The organism is Faecalicoccus sp. LCP19S3_E2, from assembly GCF_052121255.1.
Lineage (GTDB): Bacteria > Bacillota_I > Bacilli_A > Erysipelotrichales > Erysipelotrichaceae > Faecalicoccus.
The window spans coordinates 1-23,189 of record NZ_JBQKEP010000014.1; the positions used below are offsets into that span (position 1 = coordinate 1).

Here is a 23,189-nt window from a genome sequence, read left to right on the forward strand (position 1 = left end):
TTATATTACCAAATCCACCGCCACCCGTCAACATCTTTTTTCACTTTTTTTATCTTTTTTTAGTCCTTTTTGTTCCTCTCACCTTTGTAATCGGTTTCATTGTCGGGTTGTGATTGGATACTGATACATTTGTCGATATTTTACATACATTTCCCTTCCTTTGTGGATTTAAAAAAGAGTCATGTCTTTTTATTTCATGACTCTTCTCAAAAGAAAATCAACTCATCTCTACCATTCCCCGATAGATAAATCCTTATTTTCTGGATGTGATTTCCTCCTTCAAACAAATCATTTATTTTGTGCCCTTATCGTATCACCTTTTCTCTATAAATATAGCCTTGTGTCTTTTTTGGTTTGAAATGTGGCAAAGATGACATATTCTTTTTACTTATGTTACAATCTTTTCATGAATACAATTATATATCAACAATGTAAAAGCTTGATTGATCCAGAGATCCCTTCGATTTCATCTATTTCAAATTTGATGGCTCTGGTCTATCATGAGCTCCCTCATTTAAACTGGGTCGGCCTATACTTAGTACAACAAAACAAAGCAACTTGCACCTTAGGTCCCTTTCAGGGTAAAGTGGCCTGTATGACTATTCCTATTGGAAAAGGTGTTGTAGGAACCTGTGCTCAACAGCAGAAGATGATCGTTGTCGATGATGTTCATTCTTTTGTCGGACATATCGCATGTGATTCGGCCTCACAATCCGAAATTGTCGTTCCCATTTATAACGGCAATACGCTTTTTGCGATTCTGGATGTCGATTCTGACATTAAAGATCGCTTTGCAACCGAAGAGATTTCATTCTTTCAATTTTTAGCCGATCAGATTTCCTCTTTGATTTCCAAAGAAAATCAGTCTATCTATTTAAAAACAGAAGTTGTTAATCCATAACAGCTTCTGTTTCTTGTATCTCATCTAACGATATTCTATATATAGGAAATTTTCCCAAACTTGTTTCTTTTTTATAACAATATCCCAAAAGCTCTTCTTCCATTCCATCAATCTCTGTAACCAAGAATGTTTTGACCACATTATTTTTTCCTTTTTTGATTACAGCCCGCTGTAAAGACGTAACCCCTTTATTTAAAGTCTTCGCAATAGCCGGTAAAAGAACACTTTCTTCTGGATCCCTATCAAACAATAGATTTATGGCTTGTTGATCGGCAAAGGAAGAAAGAACATGAGTAAAAGATAGAGGATAATTCGGTCTTTGATTGATTTCCTTTTCTTTCGTATTTCCCCAAAACGCAAAGCTGTAAACCGGATGTGTCGTGCGGGTTACATTTTCATTTTTTAAAAACTGATTGGCCAACGCTCCGTTTTGATCGCAGCTTGTCAATATAGGATGATAACCAAGCTGCCATTCGCGTATCTTTTTCCAGTCTTCATATTCCACATTGGTCGCAAAGCAGGACGGATCCAGCGTTGAAAAAGAAAAAGTCGGCATGAATAGACAGCCTTCTGTTCCTATTCTATCCATCAACACATTCAAAACAGCCTGTGCTTCTCCTATTACATGTTTACAGAATCGATCACTGGCTTGCACACAGACATAACTTCCTTTTTGAATATGCAGTGTTTCCAGGATTGTAGAAATCTCATCGGGTGTTATAAAAATTGGGTTTTTCATGGCATCATCATATCATATTTGATAAGATTGTTCACAGAAAAGAGGGAAATCATGATTTCAATTATTGCCAGTGATTTAGACGAAACATTGTTGAATACAAACAAACATGTCGATGCTTATACGATTGAACAAATCAAAAAAGTATCCGACCAGGGCATTCAATTTGTTTGCGCAACCGGAAGACCATTTATATCGATTCAAAATACATTAAAAGAAATTGGTCTCTATGATAAAGAAAACACCTATACCATTTCATTAAACGGCGCCTGTGTGACCGAGAACAAAAATAATCGAATCTTATATATGCAGCCGATGGATCATTCTTTGGCAGAGCAAATTTATAAGATTGGTCTTCAATATGATGTATGCGTTCAAGTTTATACGATCGATACCGTTTATGCATATCGTCTTAATGATGATGAACGTGACTTTTTAAAAGGCCGTATGCAGGTAAAAGAAATTCATGAAACGGATCTTACCTTTTTAAAGGATGTCCCAATCATGAAAGTTCTTTATGAAAATACCAGTTTTGACTATCTTCAATCCATTGATGCATCACTTTTGACAAATATCCGTCAAGCTTGTGATCTTTCTTATTCAAGTGCTCGCTACTTTGAGTTTAATAAAAAGGGAGTGCATAAAGGAATCGGATTAAAATTTCTATGCGATCATCTGCACATCGACATAAAGGATTCTATGGCTATCGGAGACAACATCAATGATTTAGGAATGCTTAAAACAGCCGGTATAGCGATTGGTGTTAAGAACTTGCACCCATTGATCAAAGATCAAGTTGATCATATCTGCCCTTATACACATAACGAAAACGCGGTTGGGCACATTCTTCATGACTACGTATTAATAAAAAAATAGCCGGATCGGCTATTTTTTTATGCTTTCTTCTTTAACATCTTTTTGGCCATTGGCATGGCCTTCATGGAAAGAGCATATAAAACACGATGTACCGGTAAATCAAATTCACCTATATATTCACGAATATATGGGGCAAAGTTTGATTTAAATTCAGATAGACCATCTTGAAAGTCACCATCAACACCACCCATTGTGACAAACTCGGCCCGATTGTCGAAGGCATCTTGAAACTGTCTGGCATATAAAAGATACTGCGGTCTGAAATTCATAAAATCATCGTTGCTTCCGGCATACAGCATTTCATATTCCTTACCATAACCGATCATCATACCTCCGGCAATAGCCGTTTTATGTGGATATTTCTCACAAACCTTTTGAATAGAGGTTAACTCCTCCTGATTTTGAAGCAATTCATACTCAGCTTTCTTATTTGGTTTTTGTGCAATTATGGCTTCTAATTCCTTTTTCTTTTGCAGCAGTTCCTTTTTACGCTTTAGCGGATCTACATAAGCCAAATACAAATGTGCAGTTGGATACGTCTGCAACAAAAGTCGGAAGTAATCTTCAGCGCGCAAATGTACCTTTTTTCGTTCTTCGGTCATATGCATGATCTGTGCAAATTCCGGCAGTCCTTTTATTCCAACTTCTTCTACAACCACATTTTTCTTTGTTGCCTTTTTAATGGATCGCTTTGTGGATTTTGGCAAGTGTTCATCTAGATCGCAGGGCTTTAATCCCATATGAAAACGAGGCTGTACAGTCTCTTCAATATACGTAGTAAATCCTTTATGTCTGGCATGAACGGCCTGAATATTATCTAAGATGGTCTTTGTATAATCAAACAATGGTGCATCTTTTTGAGATAACGTAAATTCACGAATGACGATACCTGGATCAAATTTAATAAAGATACAGTGTCTTTTCCTGGCTACTTTCTTGAGCGCCTGAAAATAAAACTTCACCATCTCAGCATCTTCAAAATCCAATATGGGACCTTTGGGAATATAAAACATGGTAAAGGAAAGTGGCAGTTGTTTGATCAAAACTAAACCGACAGCCTGCAGCTTTCCATCTTGATACACGCCGGTATGTAATGCCTCACAATTGGATTTTACCTTGGCCCAATCATAGCTTTGCAGCAAGTTACAGAATCGATGATTTTGGACAAAGCAATCAAATTCTTCTTTTGAAACCTCTGTATGGAACTGATAGTCTTTCATAAACAAATTCCTGTCTCTTTCTTATTTAAGTAACTTTAGAATATACTTTATATGTACATTTAACTATTGTATAAAGTCAATCTTCGCTGATTTCTTTCTGTTTTATAACTAGTTTTCCTATGTTTTTTCTATATATTATCATAAAAAGAAAGATCAGGAAAATCTCTGATCTTTAATACATCTGTGTTGCCTGAATGGCCTTCTTCCACTTTTCATAAAGCTTTTCTATGCTTTCATGATCTCTTTGTGGTAAGAATTTCTCCAGTTTTCCATCTTTAAAATCTTCTCTTTTATAGAAACCACAGGCAAGTCCCGCCAGTCTGGCAGCACCTAAAGCGGTTGTTTCCGTCATGGCACTTTTATAGACCGGTATTTCAAGAATATCACTCTGGAATTGGTTTAAGAAACGATTGGCACTGGCGCCTCCATCTACTTTTAAATGGGTGATCTTTTGATGCAGATCTTCTTCCATGACCAAAATCAAGTCTTTGCTTTGATAGGCCATGCTTTCCAGAGAAGCGCGTACTAAATGTCGAATGTCCGTTCCTCGGGTCAGGCCAAAAATGGCACCTCGGCACTCATCATTCCAATACGGAGCCCCTAATCCGGTAAAGGCCGGAACGATCATAACACCATTACAGGAATCCACGCTGGTCGCAATGTCTTCTGTTTCTTTGGCGGATTTAAAAAATTTCAATCCATCTCTTAACCACTGGATCAGAGAACCGGAAACAAAGATGCTTCCTTCCAGTGCATAACAGACTTCATCCTGAATTTTCCATGCGACCGTTGACAACAATCCTTTCTGTGAATGAATTGGTGTATCCCCGGTATTCATCAATAGGAAACCGCCGGTTCCATAGGTGTTTTTGACTTCACCTTTGTGAAAACAAGATTGTCCAAACAAAGCGCTTTGCTGATCACCAACCATGGCTCCGATCGGGCAGGAAGTATTGAAAAAATGAACCGGATCGATAGAACCGACGATACCGGAAGTATCGACAACTTTGGGAAGCATGTTTTGAGGAATATTAAACAATTCCAACAATTCTTTATCCCAATCCAATGTATGAATATTCAACAATAGTGTCCGGGAAGCGTTGGTCACATCGGTCACGTGTACCTTGCCATTGGTCATCTTCCAGACAAGCCAGGTATCGATAGTTCCAAACAAAAGATCTTCTGTATTTTGAATGTTCTTTTCTTCCAAGATCCAGCGAATCTTCGTAGCACTAAAATAAGGATCTAAAACCAGACCTGTTTTTTCTTTGATCAGCGGTTCTACTCCCATTTTTTTATAGCGCTCAACGATGCCAGCGGTCTGTCTGGATTGCCATACGATCGCATTATGGATCGGCATACCTGTTTTCTTGTTCCATACTACCGTTGTTTCTCTTTGATTGGTAATACCGATTGAAGCGACTTCATCAGGTTGTGCACCGGATTTTAAAAATAAACTCGATAAGCAGGATAGTGTAGAAAGCCAAATTTCATTGGCATCTTGTTCCACCCATCCCGGTTGAGGAAAGTTATTATGAATCTCTTCCTGCGAAACCGCCACGATATTTTGTTGTTGATCAAAAAGAATAGCACGTGTACTGGTCGTGCCTTGATCGATTGAAATAATATATTTTTTCATGTTACTCACCTGCACCCATCATAGCACAGAAAGCGCTTTCTTAACAGAGCAAAAGAAAAGTGCACCGTCGTGCACTAATTTCGTAATGTCGCATTACATTCCTTCTGTATCGCATCAATGATTCCATTAAACAAAGTATTGATCTCTTCTTCATTCAATGTTTTCTTATCGCTTTGGAAAAGAATGCGTAAGGCAATGCTCTTTTCATTGTCAGCTACATGTTCGCCCTGATAAACATCGAAGACTTCCACGCTTTTTACAATCATTTCTTTATCCAGCTTTCCATGCTTGTTGATCACATCAACTACCTGTGAAACCGGTATCGAGCGATCCATGACAAACGCTAGATCTCGCTGTACACTTGGATATTTTGATATCGGTACATACTTGATCTTTGCCTTCTTGCTGGCAAGAATCTTACCATAGTCAAATTCACAAAGAATTACATCCTTACAACCTGTTTCCTTGGCATATTGTGGATGAATCTGTCCTACGATACCGATCGTTTCCTGATCAATTCGAATACAGGCAGAACGATATGGATGGAAATGCTGAGTATCGAATTCATTGGCCACAAAGTGAATGCGTTTTTCATTGATTCCCACCTTTTCCAAGATAGCTTCCATCAATCCTTTGGCGGTATAGAAATCAGCCGGTAAGGAATAACCTGTCCACTTAGTCTGCTGCAGTTCTTCGCTCAACACAAAAGCTCCGTGTGTCTGCACACCTTCTTTGGCTGCTACATCGCTTAATTCAAAAACATTGATATTTGGAATATGGCGAGCCTGGTTATAGCTGACTACATCTAAAAGACTTGGTAAAATGCTGGTGCGGATATATCGTCTTTCCTCACTCATGGGACTGGCCAGTTCAATCGCTTCTCCGGCACTTAAGATCGCATTTTCCATCTTTTTAGTGGAGATTAACGTATAAGTCACACAATCCTGTAAGCCTTGCGCCGTAAAGTACTGGCGTAGTTCACGACGAAGACGCTGTGAAGGATTCAACTTTCCTTCTGTCATTTCCATCATCGGAAGCGTACTAGGCAGTCTGTCATACCCAATCAGACGAATCACTTCTTCACTTAAATCAGCCATTCCTTCAACATCGGTTCGGTAGCTTGGAATATCAACCGTAAAGTGATCCTGATGATCTATCGGATTCCACTGCAGACGTTTGAATACTTCTAAGATCTCTTCTTTGGTAAAATCCGTTCCCAAACGATCGTTGATGGCCATATATTGACAGGATAAAGTTTTTGGCTGGTATGGTGTCTGCCCATACTGTACAGTTTCCTCAATTTCTTTGGCATCCGCATATTCGACCAAAAGCTGAACAGCACGATCCACAGCTTTTTGAGCTGCCAGAGGTTCAATGCCCTTTTGATAACGAACGCTGGATTCTGTAGCCAAATTCAAACGACGGGCCGTATTTCGAATCGATACGTGATCAAAAATCGCACATTCGATGATCAAACCAGTTGTCGTATCCAAGATTTTGGAATCATCACCACCCATGATGCCGGCAATACCGATTGGTTTTCCATCATTGGTGATTACGATATCTTCCGGTTGTAGGGCATAAGTAACGCCATCCAACGCCGTATAATCTTCCTGTATGCCGCCAACAACTGTAATTTCCTGATTTTTGATCGCATCTTTATCATAAAAATGCATTGGTTGCCCTGTTTCCAACATGACAATATTGGAAATATCGACAACGTTGTTGATAGAATGCATGCCGGAAGCGCGTAAAAGCTCCTTCATCCATAACGGACTTTCTTTGATTGTGATATTGCCAATGACCTTTCCCAAAAATAAAGGACATTTTTTTGTTTTGGATGAAACGTGAAGCTTTGTCGATCCACCACATTCAGAAGCCTTTTGATAAGCCGGTAATTTTACTTCACGATGTAAGATGGCACCGGCTTCCACAGCCATGTTAAAGCTGGCCAGGCAATCGTTACGATTGGGCGTTAATCCGATTTCCAGGATTTCATCATCCCATCCCAAATACTGTAAAGGATCAGTATTGCCCACAGGTGCCTGGGCATCTAAAATTTCAATACCTGCTTTTTGTTCTTCGGTCAAAAGATGCGGATCCACACCCAGTTCCAGTAAGGAACAAATCATTCCGTTACTCTCCTGCCCACGAATCACACCTTTTTTGATTTCACCACCCGGCAACTTAGCACCCGGTAAAGCAACGATAACTTTTTGCCCGTCAGCTACATTAGGTGCTCCACAGACAATATTTAAAACTTCATTACCAACATTGACTTTTGTACAATGCAAGTGATCACTGTCCGGATGATCGGTACACTCCAACACTTCCCCAATCACCAAATTGGTTCCCTGTGATTGATGTTCCACCGCTTCCACTTCTAAACCTGCATCGGTGATCTTTTGAGCGATTTCTTCGATCGAAAGATCGGAAATATCCATATATTGTGAAAGCCATTTTCTAGAAATTCGCATTGTCTTTCCCTCTATTCAAAACGCTTAAATTCATCCATGAATCGCATATCGTTCGTATAAAAATGACGAATATCATCAATACCATATTTCAACATGGCAACACGTTCTATACCTACACCAAAGGCAAAACCGGAACATTTTTCCGGATCATAGCCGGCCATCTTCAAAACATTTGGATGCACTTCTCCGGCACCTAAGATTTCGATCCAGCCGGTTCCTTTACATGTCGGACAGCCCTTACCGTTACAAATATGGCAAGATACATCGACTTCTACGCTTGGTTCGGTAAATGGGAAGAAGCTGGGGCGGAAACGAATCTCGCGATCTTGTCCAAACAGCTTACGTGCCATAAATTCCAAGGTTCCTTTTAAATCGGACAATGTGACATGCTCACCGATAACCAGACCTTCCATCTGCATAAACTGATGAGAATGAGTCGCATCATCATCATCACGACGATAGACTTTTCCCGGACATACAACCTTAATTGGCAATGAAGGTGCACTTTCTTCCAACACCTTCATTTGGATAGCCGTTGTATGAGTACGAAGCAGCCAGTTTGGATCAATATACAAGGAATCCTGCATATCTCTTGCCGGATGATCCTTAGGAATATTTGCTCTTTCGAAGCAATATTCGTCACTGACGATATCATTCCCTTCGATCACTTGATAGCCTAAACCAATAAACAGATCTTCCAATTCCTGCGTAACCAGATTTAATGGATGTAAATTGGCAAGGTGCGGTTTTCTACCTGGTAAGGTAATATCAATTTTTTCATTTTCAATCTTTGCCAACATCTCTATTTGAGCCAGTTCCTGCCGTTTTTCTTCAATAGCCTGTGAAAGCTCTTGTTTGAGCTGATTCACTTTCTGACCAAAAATCGGCTTTTCTTCCGAAGATAAACTCTTCATATTCTTCATCAAGCCTTGAACCGGACCTTTTTTACCCAGATAATACACGCGCAATTCATTAAGCGCACTACCTTGTTGGCAATCCCGGATCTTTTCCAGTGCCTCTTTTTGAAGCTGTTCGATTTGTTCCATTGTCTTCATCCTCTCTTTATAAAACAAAAAAAGACGAGCACAGGAGCCAGTTACGGCGGTACCATCCTGTTTCGTCTTTACGCACTTATTTACCATGATAACCGTATGAAACGGAAGAGGTTTGCTCTTGCTCCCAGGCGAATTCATCCAACTTCTCTGTTCAGACCTTCCAGCCGATGAGTCTGATTCTCTATCCATTGAATTCTATGGACTACTACTCCTGTTCAACGCTTTAACACTTGTGATTATACAAAATCCCTTGATAACTTTCAACTAAAACTCGTCGGCATCCTGCGATGGAGCCATCGCATCGATCTTAGACTGAAAGTGTTTGGCCTTCTGGACAAAAGCCATTTTATTACCCAGACTGATGACTTTTTCAAAGTACATACTGGCCAGAGAATAATCTTGTTCGACAAAAGAAATCATGCCGATATAATAACACGCATCCACTTGTTGAAACGGCAGTCTTGCCTTCTGCAAAGCCTGCAGATAATACTTTTTACACGTATTAAACTGCCCATTCATCAAATCGACCTTATTTTGAATAGATGCCAGTTCTTCACTTTGTACCAGGACCCCCTGTACGCCATAGTTCATACGTACTTTACCGGCTTCTTCTTTACAGCGATCCAGTGCATCTTCATCTTTTAACATATAATTGATCGTTGCCATCAGGCTCCAATATTGTAACAAGCTTGCCTGATCTCTTCTCGAATAATCGATCAGTACGTCCATAGCCAGTTGCGGATCGTCCATATAAATCAAAGCCTGTGCCAACAGGATCCGGTTTTTCAGCTTTACTTTCCCATTACGATTTGTCGAATAATAAATGATGGCACTGGCACATGCCTCCGGATCACAATTCTGATACAGCAGCAACCGGATAGGCATTAAAGAATTGGCAAAATAGCGCATCAGATAATTAAAGGACATAAATAGGAAAACTAACAGTAAAAAAAGCACCACGAAGTTTTGTACAAAGAACAGTACGCATAATGCGGCAATCACACCTAATGTATAAACGACCGTAAATTTACGGACATTTTTCTTACACTCCAAGGCAACGTTTTTGACGTTTTCATCCAATGTGTGATGAATCTTATAGATTCGCACGATCTCATCATCATCGGAAAAATTGCGCTGTTGTCTTTGAAACGATAAAGAACTTCTTAAGCTGACCATGCCATAAATGCAGACGATAATAGCCGGTATCAATAATACGATTCCTGCCAAAAGCAAATATACCGAGGCCATCAGTAGAAGAACTATAAAGATCAATGGGGCATAGCTGCTTTTACTGGCAACATATTGTGCTAAAAAAACAATATTGACAAGGCCCGCAAACACAATGCCTGTCATACCCGCCTGTAAAGCTGGATTGACCATCAAATCTCGGACCACGGCAAACTCTGCAGAAGATAGACCCGCCTCACGAGCAATCTCCTGTAGATACACCTGCAAGGTATCTCCATATACAAAATATGTAATCAGACCAAAGAGCACTCCGATCCCAAACGATGCCAGAAGTGCTAACAAATGCGTCTTACAACGATATTTCCACATTACTTTTGCTTCCTTTCAATGATCCTGGCAGGCATTCCCACAGCCGTACAGCCATCCGGTACATCGATCAGCACCACGGCATTGGCACCGATCTTGCAGTGATTGCCTAAAACGATATTTCCCAGACATTTTGCGCCGGAGCCAACATACACTCCATCCTTTAAAGTTGGATGTCTTTTTTTATGTTGTTTTCCGGTTCCTCCCAAGGTGACGCCATGATAAAGATGACAATCATTTCCGACAATTGCCGTTTCCCCAATAACAACACCCATTCCATGGTCAATGATCAGCCCTCTTCCAATCGTTGCTCCCGGATGAATCTCGATCCCTGTCCATTTACGGGCAACATTGGAAACAAAACGAGCTAAAAAGGTGCGGTGATGATCCCACAGCCAACGGGCGATTCGATGCAATCCGATTGCCTTGATATGCGGATACAACCAGAAAACCTCCCATTTCGAATGGGCCGCCGGGTCTAGTTCCATCGTTCTTTTTATATTATAAGCAGCATCTTTAAAAAAAGATCTTCCTTCATACTCACTCATGAATGAATTTTATGTTATTTTATGCAAAATTGCAAGTTAGCGACATTCAAAAAGGGCAGCATCAAACCACCCTTTATGACTTCTCGTTATCTTTTTCTTCGCATCCATTGAAGAAATACGATCATACAGCCTAAAAAGCCGGACAGAAAAAACCATAACGCATACACAAAATGCATCGATTTACCGGTTGGAATAGAAGGCTGTTTCTCATTTTTTACTTTTATATGCAGACAAGATTTTTCCATTTTCTCCTGTTTACCATCGATCCAAACCTCGTGATTTCTGATTTCGATCTTTTGTACATTCTTTTCCAGCTGATATCCCTTTGGTGCTCTTGTTTCCTTTAGATACCATACACCTTCTGTAACTTCTTTAAACAAAGACATTCCTTTTTTCAGATCCGTTTGTCCTACCTGCACCTGCTTTGTACAGGATGAATCTTCATACAAGGTAAATTCAAAATCTTGATTTGTTATGGTTTTCTCACTTTTGGCATCGATCTTTTCCACTTCTATTTCATAGAAAGGCTCTATTTCAAAGCTTTGGTTTTCATCGTTTCCATCTTTATGTTCGGCCAACAAATGTCCTTTATCACAATATAGTTCTTCAAATACTACATACTTTCCTTTAGGCAGGCTTTGTTTCTCAATCCAGAAATAATTATCAACAGATTCCTTTTGATGATCCGGCACAAAACTGATTTCATGAATCAGCTCTTTTCCATTGATTGTAACCGGCTTTTGCGTAGCACTATCAATAATCGTACCTTTTAAGCGATATGTCTTTTGTGCGTCCAAATTCTCAAAAAAGACAGTGTCGCGAATCATAAAATCCTGATTTCCATTAAAAATCTTTGTCTGTTGCCCATTCGGTTGAACCGAAGTATCAATTGTGAGCTTTTTATTCTTCAATGTTTTAGAAACCTTATAAGATTTTGTCGTATCATCTTTTGCGGTAAACACAAAATCAATGGGCTTATCAGCCAGTTTATATCCTTCCTTTGTCTGTATTTCCTCTAACTGATATACCGTCTTGCCCAATCCGATCGGCAGATTTTCGATACGCAGCACCTGATCTTTTCCCAGTGCATAAATCCCCTCTTTGGTCGATCCCACTTTGATCTTATCATTGGCATGATATAACACACTGCCATCCGATGGATCCAGAATGTCCTCTTTTGCACGTAATACAAATAACACCTCTTGCGGACATGTTTCACCCGGCTGTGGCTCTTCAAACTCTTTTTGAAGTTCGATCGTAGCTGTCGGCTTTTCATTTTCAATGATGACTTCAACATAAGCATCTTCTTGTGAATCCTTTTCAGAAACAAAATCTTCTCCAATATCGACCCATACTGGCTTTGAAAGTAAAAGATAGCCTTTAGGAGAAACCTTTTCTTCAATACGATATCTTCCTGCCTTTAATTTTAAAGGCACTGTCATCCTTCCCTTTTCCTCTTTAGCCACAAAAACACCTTGTTCTTCCTTTGTCGAATTGGAAGCTGTCTCAAAAGTATCATACGTTTTCGAACCAATCTTCATGGTGACTTTTTGATCTTTTTGATCAAAGATCTGAAATCGTGCCCCGGAATATACGATTTCTTTTTTGGTATCCTTATCCTTTTTGACAAGTCGAAGATAATAATCGCTTGGTCGATTATTGATCGTATATTCCATCGGTTCCTTTTCATTTTCATCCACTGTAAAAGTGAATGGTTCTTTTAAGATATCCGTTTCCTTTGCCCCGGTCAACTGTTGAATCAGATACGTTCCATAAGCAAGCTCTCGACTGGTGGCATTTCCTTTTTCATCAGTATGCAACAGATCCCATTCGTGATTGGTAAATGTATCTTTATGTTTCAAAGCCTCCTGTATGCTTCCATATTGATCCACATACTTTTTAAGCACAACACCAAACTGTGCATTAGCCTCGGGTTTTACGATCTCCGTTGTACTCGCATCCGTGATAATCTTTTTTAATTGAAATCTTCCGGTCACAACAGCATCCGCAACCGAGAGTCGAACATCTTGTTGTGCCTTTACATCCGCCGTGATGATTTTAGTATTCAACTGATATCCCTTTGGTGCTTTGATTTCTTTGATCGAGTATGTTCGATCCGAAGGAAGCTGATCGAGTATATTACTTTGCAGATCATCCTGAATGGTCAGTGTACCTATCGGCTTTCCGGTTTTATCATCGATTACCGAATATTGAGCACCGACCAAAGTGGCTTCTCCCTGTGCGCGTGTACCGGTTTCCTGATCCCCTTTTGTGATCTGAATACTTCCCAATCGCACATGCGCATGCAAACGAAGCGTCTGCGAAGAACCACCGGTAATATATCCAACCTCCTGATAGCCATAAGGGTTCTTATAGGCAATACTGGTTCCCTGAGGGACATAGAAACAATGCATAGAAGCACTTCCCTGCAAACCATCTTCTTCATCCATCCACACACGAACCTGATTTCCATCTCGTTCCATTTTTAAAGAGCTTTGATCTAGAATGTAGTTTTCAAATACATGATTTTGATCCGTTAGAGTCTTGGCAAACTTTTTTCCATGTCCATATAAGGTGATATCCTGCCCCTGAAAGGAAACCGGTGTTTCCATGACATGTAAGCGCTGATTGATCAAATCAATCTTACTTTGGATTTCCGGGTGAATGTGCGTGATCAAACCCGGTTCAATTTCCTGCCAGATTCGAATCTGTGTGGCAAAATCCATCTCTAAGCTTGTATCGTTTCTATAACCATAACCCAGACTGGAAATCCATTCCAACTTCTTTGTCAAAGCAGCATTCCCAAAATAGCTGGCCAAATCCATGGCAGTATAGCCTCCATTTCCATTGGCAATCGATGCCAAAGGTTGAAGACAATACACTTTTTGTCCATTTATACTTAATTTTGAATAATAACTGGAACTATAGCCGGAAGCCGTCGGTCGTGTCGTACCGATAGCCCACTTATCATTAGGATCGACATGCACTCCTGTTGGCGCTTCTACATGAACGATTGCCGGACTTTGTGCCAATACAGATAAACTTTGTGTCATCAGCATACAAAAACTGAAAACCAACCAAATTGTTATTTTAATTTTCTTTCGTAACATTATCTCCTCCACATCCTTAAAATTGATTACCCTATTATTTATTACGAAAAAAAATCAAAAAACTATTAAAAAAAGTTCAGAAAATCTGAACTTTTTTTAATCTTCCTTAGTTTCTGTAGGCTTTTCTTCCTCTTTTGTCTCTTCTCTCGGTTCTTCTTTTGTTTCTTCCTTTACCTCTTTTTGTTCAGGAACAGAATCTGGTTGATCTTCGGCTACGATCTCAAATTCTTGTGTTAAAGAATCGACCATTCCCAAAATTACCGCTAATACATAAAGAACGATGGCAAACATAAAAGGAGCAAAGGCACTGTTGATCAAGTTATTAACGATTTGTGAAACCGGAGCTGAAGAGCCATATGCCGTATAATACTGTGTAACTGAATCATACGTATAGAATAATACATAACCTGTATAAACTAATGCAAGCAATGATAAACCATACAATACTTTTTGTAACATCTTTTTATTTTTCATTTTCATATCCTCGCTTGATATACAAAGGTTATTCTACCATAAATGCCTCTTGTCGTAAAAGTCATACCGATTTTGTTTGTCAAAGACATCATTCTTCGCTATAATAAGAAAGCAAATGAGGCCGTGGTGGAATCGGCAGACACGCTACTTTGAGGGGGTAGTGAGCTTAGCTCGTGTGCGTTCAAGTCGCATCGGCCTCACCAATGTTTTATATAAAGGCTTTTATAGCATAATGGCATATAAGTGGCGTAGTTTAGCCACTTTTTTTAATTATTTTAAAAACGGTTGTTAGCCTTTAGCAAACATTTATAATATATTGTATCTGTAAGGATGGAGGTGTAATCATATGACAGACAAAGAGAAAATTGGTAAAGTTTTAAGAGATATTAGAATAAGTCGTACTGGTTATACCATAGAAGAAGTTTCCTCCAAGTTCGGAAAATCCAGTCTGCTGCGCTATGGACGAGTAGAAGTCATTGATAACTCCATTCGCTTTATCTTTTAGCAGAGATAAAGCAGCCTGCTTATCTTTTGTAAGCATTACAAAATCACCTCCAAAAATAGAATACAGGGAGGTGACAAAATCGCGAAATATAGCGGTGACAAAATTGAGTGTGATTAACAAGTCTTTTAATATATTTGACACCATGTTTAAACATGCTATAATTCAAGTAGGCAAAATGGATAGTAAGCCTGTAACGAGAAAAAAACGCCCTTGGCAGAGGGTGCTTTTTTTATCTTGAATAAAAAGCCCTTGGAATGGCAGTTCCTTGGGCTTTTGGCTCATTGCACTACTTTTCTCTTCTGTCGAGCCGTTCACAGATGAGGTGGCAAATCACGCCTGCGATAACAGAAATTAAAATGGATAGTAATATCTCCTGCAACGAGTTCACCTCCCTTCTCGTTAGAGTGCAGGAGGGTGTAGCGCAACGAAAGCATTGTATCATAAGTAAAACAATCTATCTCATGATTTTAATATATTCTTTATCATTATTGCTTTAAAGCATTTACAAATATGAAACAAAGCTTGCCATTTCAATTATCTACGTCAATTTCGGCTAAAATGTATATGCCGATTTTATGCCATTTGATAATATAACCAAACTAAGCGTGGCATGATTTTTGGAACAAAGTATATGGAAAATACGATAAATACAGGTATATTCAAGTCGAAGCACCTCACCATCGCATACAGCCAGTCTTTTTAAACAAGACTGGTTTTTATTTTTCCAATAGACAAACACATTCTAAACCGTTGGTATGACAGAACATATCCACCGGCTGTACCACCTTACAGTGATATCCACTTTTTTCAAATAACTTTACATCTCTTACCAGTGTATTTGGATTACAGGAAATATAGACGACTCGTTTAGGATGCAGTCCGGTAATATGACAAATACCTGCTTCGCTTAATCCTTTTCTTGGTGGATCCACAAAGACAACATCTGTTTCTTCTTTATATTTTTGCACAAAGATGCTGGCATCTTCACATACAAAATCAATGTTGGATAATTGATTGAGTTGCGCATTCTTTTTTGCGTTTTCCACGGCTTCCGGTACAATTTCCACACCTGTTACTTTCTTGACATACGGCGCGATGACACAACCAATCGTACCTACGCCGGAATATAGATCGATCACACGATCTTCCTTGGACAAGTTTGCCAAATGAATAGCCTGCAAGTAAAGAACTTCCATCTGTTTCGAATTAACCTGAAAGAAAGATTTAAAATGTAATTGTATCTTTTGTGACATACATGTCTGGCGCATTGATTCTAAACCATAGAGCACACGATAAGAATCCCCCAGTATCACATTATCTTCACGATCATTTTTATTAAAAAGGATGGATACCACATTATTAAAGTTTTCTGTAATCTTCTTGACCAAAGCATCCACATGATTCTCTTTGCCGATAAAAACGATCTGCACTTGTCCTAGCGCATTGGATCGTATCAGTACGTGACGTAATGTCTTTGCATTTTCGACATTCATATTTGCCTTTATAAACTGATAAACCTCATTGATTTCTTTTGATTGAATCACACAAGAATCGCAATCCACAATAGAATTGGAATGAGGTCGATAAAACCCCATATAGACTGTATCATTGATGACTTGTATTGGAAACTGTGCTTTATTTCGATAATAAAAAGGATCTTGCATACCCAGTGTATCCTTGATCGTGCAATCCAGATGATTTCTTATAAAGAGCTGGCGCACATACTCTGTTTTTATATCCAGTTGTTTTGTATAGGCAAGATGTTGAAAACAACATCCGCCACATTGGCTGGCATTAGGGCACTTTGGCTCTACTCTATCTTTAGAAACAATCTGTAGTTCTTCGATCTTTCCAAACGCATATTTCTTTAAGACTTTTACGATTTTGATTCTTGCCTTTTCTTCTTTTAAAAGACCTGGCACAAAGAAAACCTGCCCATCAATACGTACTACACCATAGCCCTGGTTGGTCACATCCAGACACAAAACTTCATAAATTTCATTTTTTCTCATAGCGTTATTTTAACTTTTTTTAAGTCTATTGACAATCCTATCAAATGACATATAATTATATAGCAAACTATATTTTTATATAGCAAGCTATGTTTTAAGGAGGCGCTGGATGAACCGAAGAAAATATGGATACGGTTTCTATTTCAAGTGTATTCAATCATCAATTGAAAAACACATGAATGAAACATTAAAGGATTTTGATTTGACAATGTCACAAGAAAAGGTGCTTCGGTTTTTACGATGGACAAAGCTGGAAAAAGTATCCCAGAAAGATATCGAAGAGTTTTATCACATCTCCAATCCAACGGTAACAGGAATATTGAACCGCTTGGAACAAAAGGGATACATTCGCCGTGTGATCAGTGAAAGCGATAAACGCGTTCATTACATTGAGTCCACCGAAAAAGCCTTAGAGTTGGAAAAAGCTGTACAGCGAAGTGTCAAACTCATAGAAGCAAAACTCGTCGAAGGCTTACAGCCTGATGAGAAAGAGATGTTGTTTATCCTTTTAGAAAAAGTAACCAATAACGTAATTGAAAAGGAGGAAGAGTAAATATGTTAAAAACATTGATGGCTCAGATCAAAGAATACAAGATCAATACGATCAAGTCTCCGCTTTATGTCATCATTGAAGTTATCATGGAAGTCCTGATTCCCTTTTTGATGTCGATTCTGGTCGATCAAGGTATCGAACAAGGAAATATGGATATCGTATGGAAGATCGGCGGTACTATGGTTGTCTGTGCCTTTATCGGACTGTGGGCCGGTGCACAAAGTGGAAAACATGCCGCGATTGCCAGCAGTGGTTTTGCGAAAAATCTTCGTAAAGCGGAATATGAAAACATTCAAAAATTTGCCTTCAGCAACATCGACCAATATTCAACCGGAGGTCTTATTACTCGTATGATGACCGATGTCACCAACGTACAAATGGCCTTTCAGATGGTTATTCGTGTCTGTGTACGTGCTCCGTTTATGTTGGTAGCTGCCTTAGGTATGTGTTTCTTTATCAACTTTGAACTTTCTTTAGTATTTGTCGGTGTCATTATCTTTTTAGGGATTGCCTTATTTGCGGTCAGCTTTGTCGTTCACCCGGTCTTTGAAAAGATGTTTAGAAAATACGATGCCTTAAATGCTTCTGTACAGGAAAATATCAGTGGTATTCGTGTTGTCAAAGCGTATGTCCGCAGTAAATATGAAACTAAGAAATTCCATAAAGAAAGTGGCGATATTTACCACATTCAGATGAAAGCCGAAAAAATCCTGATTTGGAACATGCCTTTGATGCAGATGAGCATGTATGGCGCTATTTTGATGATTTCCTGGTTTGGTGCACATATGATCGTAGGGTCTTCACTAACGACCGGTGAATTGATGTCTTTGTTTACTTATACGGCCAACATCTTAATGTCTTTGATGATGTTTAGTATGGTCTTTGTCATGGTCGTCATGTCGATTGCCAGTGGTGAGCGTATTGCCCAGGTCATCAATCAAAAAAGTGATCTGGTTTCACCTGAAAATGGCATCAAAGAAATCAAAAACGGACAAATCGATTTTGAAGATGTTTACTTTGAATATACTAACATTCAAGATGAAGCCAATTATGTCTTAGACAATATCGATCTGCATATCCCAAGCGGTTCGACTTTAGGAATCTTAGGGGCTACCGGATCGGCCAAATCATCCTTGGTGCAGTTGATTCCAAGACTTTACGATGTAACCGGCGGAAGCGTAAAAGTAGCCGGTATCGATGTTCGTGATTACGATCTGGAAAGCCTGAGAAACAGTGTGGCCATGGTTCTTCAAAAGAACGTATTGTTCTCCGGAACCATTAAAGAAAACATGCGTTGGGGTGATCCAAACGCCACCGATGAAGAAATCGAAGAAGCTTGTAAATTGGCACAGGCAGATGAATTTATTCAGAAGATGCCGGATAAATACAATACGTACATCGAACAAGGTGGAACCAACGTTTCCGGTGGACAGCGTCAGCGTTTATGTATCGCTCGTGCGATCTTGAAAAAGCCAAAGATCTTGATTTTGGATGATTCGACCAGCGCTGTCGATACTAAAACCGATGCCTTGATTCGTCAGGCTTTCATGGAAAAAATTCCGGATACGACACGGATCATCATTTCACAGCGTGTCAGTTCCATTCAGGACTCGGATCAGATCCTTGTGTTGGATGAAGGACATATTTCCGGATTAGGAACACACGAAGAATTGTTGAAGACCAACAAGCTCTATCGTGAAACTTTCCAGGAACAACAGAAAGGAGGCAGTTTAAGTGAATAAGACAAAAAACAACGGACTTTCCCGCATCATCAAAGTCACGATTTCAAATTATAAACTGGCCTGCTTCTTTATCTTGATCTTTATTTTAATTAGCTGTTTTGCCAATGTATATGGATCCACTTTCCTAAAAGATTTGATTGACGTCTATATCGTACCGATGTTAAGTCAGGATACACCGGATTTTGGACCGTTAGTACAAGCATTATTGACATTGTTGTGCATTTATGTGGCCGGTATTCTTTGTACCTATTTATACAACCGTATTCTGTTGAATGTTGCCTTAGGTACCTTACGTGATACTCGTGACCACTTGTTTGAACATATGGAAACCTTGCCGATCGGTTATTTTGATACCTATGCGCATGGTGATATCATGTCGATCTATACCAACGATACCGATACCCTTCGTCAGTTGTTGACGATGGCAGTACCGCAGATGATCGTAAGTATCGTGACCATGATTTCAGTATTGATTTCCATGTTGATCTTAGACATCCCTTTGACAATCGTGGCGATCGTGATGGCGGTTATCATGATCATCGTATCTCGTTTTATCACTTCCCGCTCCGGCCGTTATTTCCGTGCCCAGCAGGATGATTTAGGTAAAGTCAACGGATTTATTGAAGAGATGGTTGAAGGAAGCAAGGTCATCAAAGTCTTCTGTCATGAAGAACAAAGCTTAAAAGACTTTAATGTGGTCAACGATCAGTTATTCAAGGCCAGTGCCAATGCGAATATGTATGCCAACATTTTGATGCCGATCATCGGAAACTTAGGCTATTTAAGTTATGTTTTGACTGCCATTATCGGATCGTTGCTGGCACTCAATGGAATCGGCGGTCTAACGTTAGGTACGATTGCGGCTTTCTTACAATTGAACCGTTCCTTCAATAACCCGATTGGTCAGATCTCGCAACAGATCAACTCCGTTGTCATGGCCGCTGCCGGTGCTTCTCGTATCTTTGAACTGATTGATACACCAAGCGAAGTCGATGATGGAAAAGTCACTTTGACCAATGTGGAAATTCATGAAGATGGCTCGCTTAGCGAAACGGATAAAAATACCGGACATTGGTGCTGGCGTCACCCAAGAGAAGATGGCAGTGTTGAACTGGTTCCATTAAAAGGGGATGTACGTTTCCACGATGTCATCTTTGGCTACAATGAAAAGAAAACGATTTTACACGACATTAATCTATTTGCCAAACCAGGTGAAAAAATTGCCTTTGTCGGTGCAACCGGTGCCGGTAAGACAACGATCACCAATTTGATCAACCGTTTCTATGACATTCAGAACGGATCGATCACTTACGATGGTATTGATATCAAGCTGATTAAAAAAGATGATTTAAGACGTTCCTTAGGTATCGTATTGCAGGATACAAACTTATTTACCGGAACGATCATGGATAACATTCGATATGGTAAACTGGATGCGAGTGATGATGAATGTATCAAAGCGGCTAAACTTGCCAATGCGCATGAATTCATCAAGCATTTAGATCATGGCTATCAAACGATGATCACAGGCTCCGGCACATCGCTTTCACAGGGACAGAAGCAGTTATTGTCCATTGCCCGTGCTGCCGTTGCCAATCCACCGGTATTGATTTTGGATGAAGCCACTTCATCCATCGATACACATACGGAACGTATCGTACAGGATGGTATGGATAAGCTGATGCAGGGACGAACAGTATTTGTCATTGCCCACCGTTTGAGTACGATTCAAAACAGTGATGCGATCATGGTATTGGAAAATGGTCGAATCATTGAGCGAGGAAGCCATGATGATTTGATCCAACAAAAAGGAACGTACTATCAGTTATATACCGGTGCCTTCGAATTAGAATAAAAAAAGATAGAACTTGCCAAGATTTAAAATCTTGAACAAGTTCTATTTTTTTTGTTTTATCTTTATGTCTGACAAAAGCCCTCCATCAAACAGAGGGCTTTCTATTATGCATTTTCATTAAAAACTTGTAAAGCCAGACATCCTAAACCGGTATGAATGCCTACGGCACTGACCAAATCAATGATCTTTACTTTAGCGCCATCAAATGACTTCTGTATTTTTTGTGCATAATCAACGGCCGCATCCAATACATTGACATGGGCTACGATAAAAGTAAAATCCGAAAGAACACCTTTTTCCTTTATAAATTCAATCACACGATCCTGGGCTTTTGACATCGTTCTGACTTTTGCCAAGACATCAACACGCCCCTTTGTCTTTTTATCTAAATACAAAACCGGCTTGATCTTTAACAAACCGCCTAAGACAGCGGCTGTCGGTGTCAATCTTCCACCACGTTTCATATGTTGAAGATCATCGCACAATAAAATGGTTTCACAGCTTTGGGCAATACGCTCCAGACGGGCAATAGTCTCTTCAATCGTATGACCGGATTCAATCATCTCCTTGGCAATCTCGATCATTCTACCCTGTACAACCGCCGTGACGTAACAATCTACGCCATAAAACTGTAAATCGGCTTCCTTGGCCATCATTTCCAAGGTATCATACGTGCTGGATAAACCTTTACAGATAGGTACACAGAATATGGCATCATAGCCTTCCTTTTTTAAATCTTCAAAAAGATCTTCCATCAAACCTGGTTTTGGCAGACTTGTCTTCATCAAAACTTGTTCATGTAGATTTTCAATAACCTTGGCATAGGGAATAGTGACATACTCATCATAGGAATTCCCGTTATATTCGATTTGTAAAGGAAGACAATAGATTCCCCGTTCTTTCCAATAGTCCGGATCATGTCCGGTACCGGTATCCGTTACAAATGCGATTTTCATTTAATCGGCCCCCTTCACCTTTTTACAATACTGAAAAGCAACCGAACCAAGTCCGGTATGAGCGGCAATGACACTGCAGATCGATTCTCTTTCGATCTTGACATCTTTTCCGATCAAAGCCTGTAATTCTTCCACGCATAGCTTTGCGTTTTCTTCCGATGCGGAATCCAGGACAAAATATACGCAATCTCCTGCCTCTTTGGCACCCTTGGCAGTCAGCTTAGCCGCCTTGGAAATAGCTTTGGCCATGGTACGAACCTTATCGCAGGTCCCTACTTTTCCTTCCGAGTTCTTGCTGACTTCAAGAATCGGTTTAATTTTCAACATGCCGGCCAATTTGGCAGCCATCGGTGTCAAACGTCCACCACGAGCTAAATGATTCAAGTCTTCCGGAATCAAAAAGCCCTGTGAATGCTCTACGACAGCCTGTATACGATGAATGATTTCATCTGGTACATAACCTTTATCATTTAACTTGGCAGCACTGATCGCCAAATATTTTTCCACGCTTAATGTCGTATAAATATCAAGTGTATGTACCTTGATTTCATGCCATTTGGCACTGGCCTGTATAGCCTGATTGGTCCCCGATAAACCGCTGGATAACGTGACTGCCACAACATCGGTCACGCCTTCTTTTTTATATTGATCAAAAAGCTCTTCGATCATGCCTAAAGGTGGCATGCTGGTTTGCGGTAAATAGCCTTTATCGATCAAATCATATAACTGTTCTGTCGTTAGATCGATACCGTCTAAATACGTCTTATTTTCTACAATGACCTGTAAAGGCAAATAATCTAAGTGGTACTGTGCTGCCTCTTCTTTGGTCAAGCCACAGCCACTGTCTGTCAATACTCTTACTTTCATTTTGATTCTCCATCCTTTGGCTATATGGTATCACGATATCTGGCTTTTCTCAATCGTGCTCCCCTTGGAATCCAAAATTCCCCCTGTCATTTTAACAGGGCCATGGTAT

General features: G+C 39.7%; 18 protein-coding genes and 1 tRNA gene. 7 read left to right on the forward strand and 12 right to left on the reverse strand.

Annotated elements, in window-relative coordinates; translation table 11 throughout:
• The first annotated feature begins 406 nt into the window (after window positions 1–406).
• Window positions 407–901 carry a GAF domain-containing protein gene (locus ACTQX6_RS10690; protein WP_168966694.1) on the forward strand — a complete coding sequence of 165 codons (495 nt, stop codon included), beginning with the start codon at window positions 407–409 and terminating at the stop codon, window positions 899–901.
• Here the strand turns inward: ACTQX6_RS10690 and ACTQX6_RS10695 are convergent.
• A complete protein-coding gene (locus tag ACTQX6_RS10695; RefSeq protein WP_294688309.1) occupies window positions 891–1,640 on the reverse strand; it encodes an AAC(3) family N-acetyltransferase in 750 nt (249 codons plus the stop codon). The genes ACTQX6_RS10690 and ACTQX6_RS10695 overlap by 11 nt on opposite strands.
• 51 nt (window positions 1,641–1,691) lie before the next feature.
• Here ACTQX6_RS10695 and ACTQX6_RS10700 point away from each other — a divergent pair, with 51 nt between their 5' ends.
• The gene (locus tag ACTQX6_RS10700) at window positions 1,692–2,513 is read left to right on the forward strand and encodes a Cof-type HAD-IIB family hydrolase (RefSeq protein ID WP_294688311.1); all 822 of its coding nucleotides are present in this window, start codon (window positions 1,692–1,694) and stop codon (window positions 2,511–2,513) included.
• Between the two features lie 17 nt (window positions 2,514–2,530).
• Here ACTQX6_RS10700 and ACTQX6_RS10705 read toward each other — a convergent pair whose 3' ends face one another.
• The 8 genes from ACTQX6_RS10705 to ACTQX6_RS10740 all read right to left on the reverse strand — a co-directional run bounded on the left by ACTQX6_RS10705 (window position 2,531) and on the right by ACTQX6_RS10740 (window position 14,590).
• Entirely contained in the window at window positions 2,531–3,733 is a 1,203-nt protein-coding gene (locus ACTQX6_RS10705; RefSeq protein WP_195222585.1) for a peptidoglycan bridge formation glycyltransferase FemA/FemB family protein, read from the reverse strand.
• Between the two features lie 172 nt (window positions 3,734–3,905).
• On the reverse strand, window positions 3,906–5,372 hold the full coding sequence (gene glpK / locus ACTQX6_RS10710) for a glycerol kinase GlpK (RefSeq protein WP_195222586.1): 1,467 nt from the start codon (window positions 5,370–5,372) through the stop codon (window positions 3,906–3,908).
• 74 nt (window positions 5,373–5,446) lie between these two features.
• Complete coding sequence (pheT, locus tag ACTQX6_RS10715; RefSeq protein ID WP_294688314.1) at window positions 5,447–7,849, reverse strand: phenylalanine--tRNA ligase subunit beta; 2,403 nt, start codon at window positions 7,847–7,849, stop codon at window positions 5,447–5,449.
• A gap of 11 nt (window positions 7,850–7,860) precedes the next feature.
• Complete coding sequence (gene pheS / locus ACTQX6_RS10720; protein ID WP_168966705.1) at window positions 7,861–8,895, reverse strand: phenylalanine--tRNA ligase subunit alpha; 1,035 nt, start codon at window positions 8,893–8,895, stop codon at window positions 7,861–7,863.
• A 273-nt stretch (window positions 8,896–9,168) separates the two neighbouring features.
• Window positions 9,169–10,461: a hypothetical protein gene (locus ACTQX6_RS10725; protein ID WP_294688316.1), complete on the reverse strand. Its 1,293-nt coding sequence runs from the start codon at window positions 10,459–10,461 to the stop codon at window positions 9,169–9,171.
• A complete protein-coding gene (epsC, locus tag ACTQX6_RS10730) occupies window positions 10,461–11,006 on the reverse strand; it encodes a serine O-acetyltransferase EpsC (protein WP_022790434.1) in 546 nt (181 codons plus the stop codon). The genes ACTQX6_RS10725 and epsC overlap by 1 nt, the downstream gene beginning before the upstream one ends.
• Before the next feature lie 86 nt (window positions 11,007–11,092).
• The gene (locus tag ACTQX6_RS10735; protein ID WP_294688317.1) at window positions 11,093–14,116 is read right to left on the reverse strand and encodes a SpaA isopeptide-forming pilin-related protein; all 3,024 of its coding nucleotides are present in this window, start codon (window positions 14,114–14,116) and stop codon (window positions 11,093–11,095) included.
• Between the two features lie 96 nt (window positions 14,117–14,212).
• Entirely contained in the window at window positions 14,213–14,590 is a 378-nt protein-coding gene (locus ACTQX6_RS10740; RefSeq protein ID WP_294688318.1) for a hypothetical protein, read from the reverse strand.
• 117 nt (window positions 14,591–14,707) lie between these two features.
• Between ACTQX6_RS10740 and ACTQX6_RS10745 the strand changes: the two genes are divergently transcribed.
• Window positions 14,708–14,793: transfer RNA gene (locus ACTQX6_RS10745), tRNA-Leu, on the forward strand.
• A gap of 143 nt (window positions 14,794–14,936) precedes the next feature.
• Complete coding sequence (locus ACTQX6_RS10750; protein WP_181965652.1) at window positions 14,937–15,095, forward strand: hypothetical protein; 159 nt, start codon at window positions 14,937–14,939, stop codon at window positions 15,093–15,095.
• A gap of 716 nt (window positions 15,096–15,811) precedes the next feature.
• On the opposite strand, the gene rlmD is transcribed toward ACTQX6_RS10750, so the two are convergent.
• The gene (gene rlmD / locus ACTQX6_RS10755) at window positions 15,812–17,107 is read right to left on the reverse strand and encodes a 23S rRNA (uracil(1939)-C(5))-methyltransferase RlmD (protein WP_294688321.1); all 1,296 of its coding nucleotides are present in this window, start codon (window positions 17,105–17,107) and stop codon (window positions 15,812–15,814) included.
• Window positions 17,108–17,216: 109 nt separating this feature from the next.
• On the opposite strand from rlmD, the gene ACTQX6_RS10760 reads away from it, so the two are divergent.
• The 3 genes from ACTQX6_RS10760 to ACTQX6_RS10770 are packed head-to-tail and all read left to right on the forward strand — an operon-like array spanning window position 17,217 to window position 21,257.
• Window positions 17,217–17,660, forward strand: a complete 444-nt coding sequence (locus ACTQX6_RS10760; RefSeq protein WP_022790438.1) for a MarR family winged helix-turn-helix transcriptional regulator — start codon at window positions 17,217–17,219, stop codon at window positions 17,658–17,660.
• Between the two features lie 2 nt (window positions 17,661–17,662).
• A complete protein-coding gene (locus ACTQX6_RS10765) occupies window positions 17,663–19,402 on the forward strand; it encodes an ABC transporter ATP-binding protein (protein ID WP_195222591.1) in 1,740 nt (579 codons plus the stop codon).
• A complete protein-coding gene (locus tag ACTQX6_RS10770; RefSeq protein WP_272003416.1) occupies window positions 19,395–21,257 on the forward strand; it encodes an ABC transporter ATP-binding protein in 1,863 nt (620 codons plus the stop codon). Before ACTQX6_RS10765 ends, ACTQX6_RS10770 begins: the two co-directional genes overlap by 8 nt.
• Window positions 21,258–21,361: 104 nt before the next feature.
• Here the strand turns inward: ACTQX6_RS10770 and ACTQX6_RS10775 are convergent, their stop codons facing one another.
• A complete protein-coding gene (locus tag ACTQX6_RS10775; RefSeq protein WP_117446912.1) occupies window positions 21,362–22,213 on the reverse strand; it encodes a DegV family protein in 852 nt (283 codons plus the stop codon).
• Entirely contained in the window at window positions 22,214–23,080 is an 867-nt protein-coding gene (locus ACTQX6_RS10780) for a DegV family protein (protein WP_294688326.1), read from the reverse strand.
• Between the last annotated feature and the right edge of the window lie 109 nt (window positions 23,081–23,189).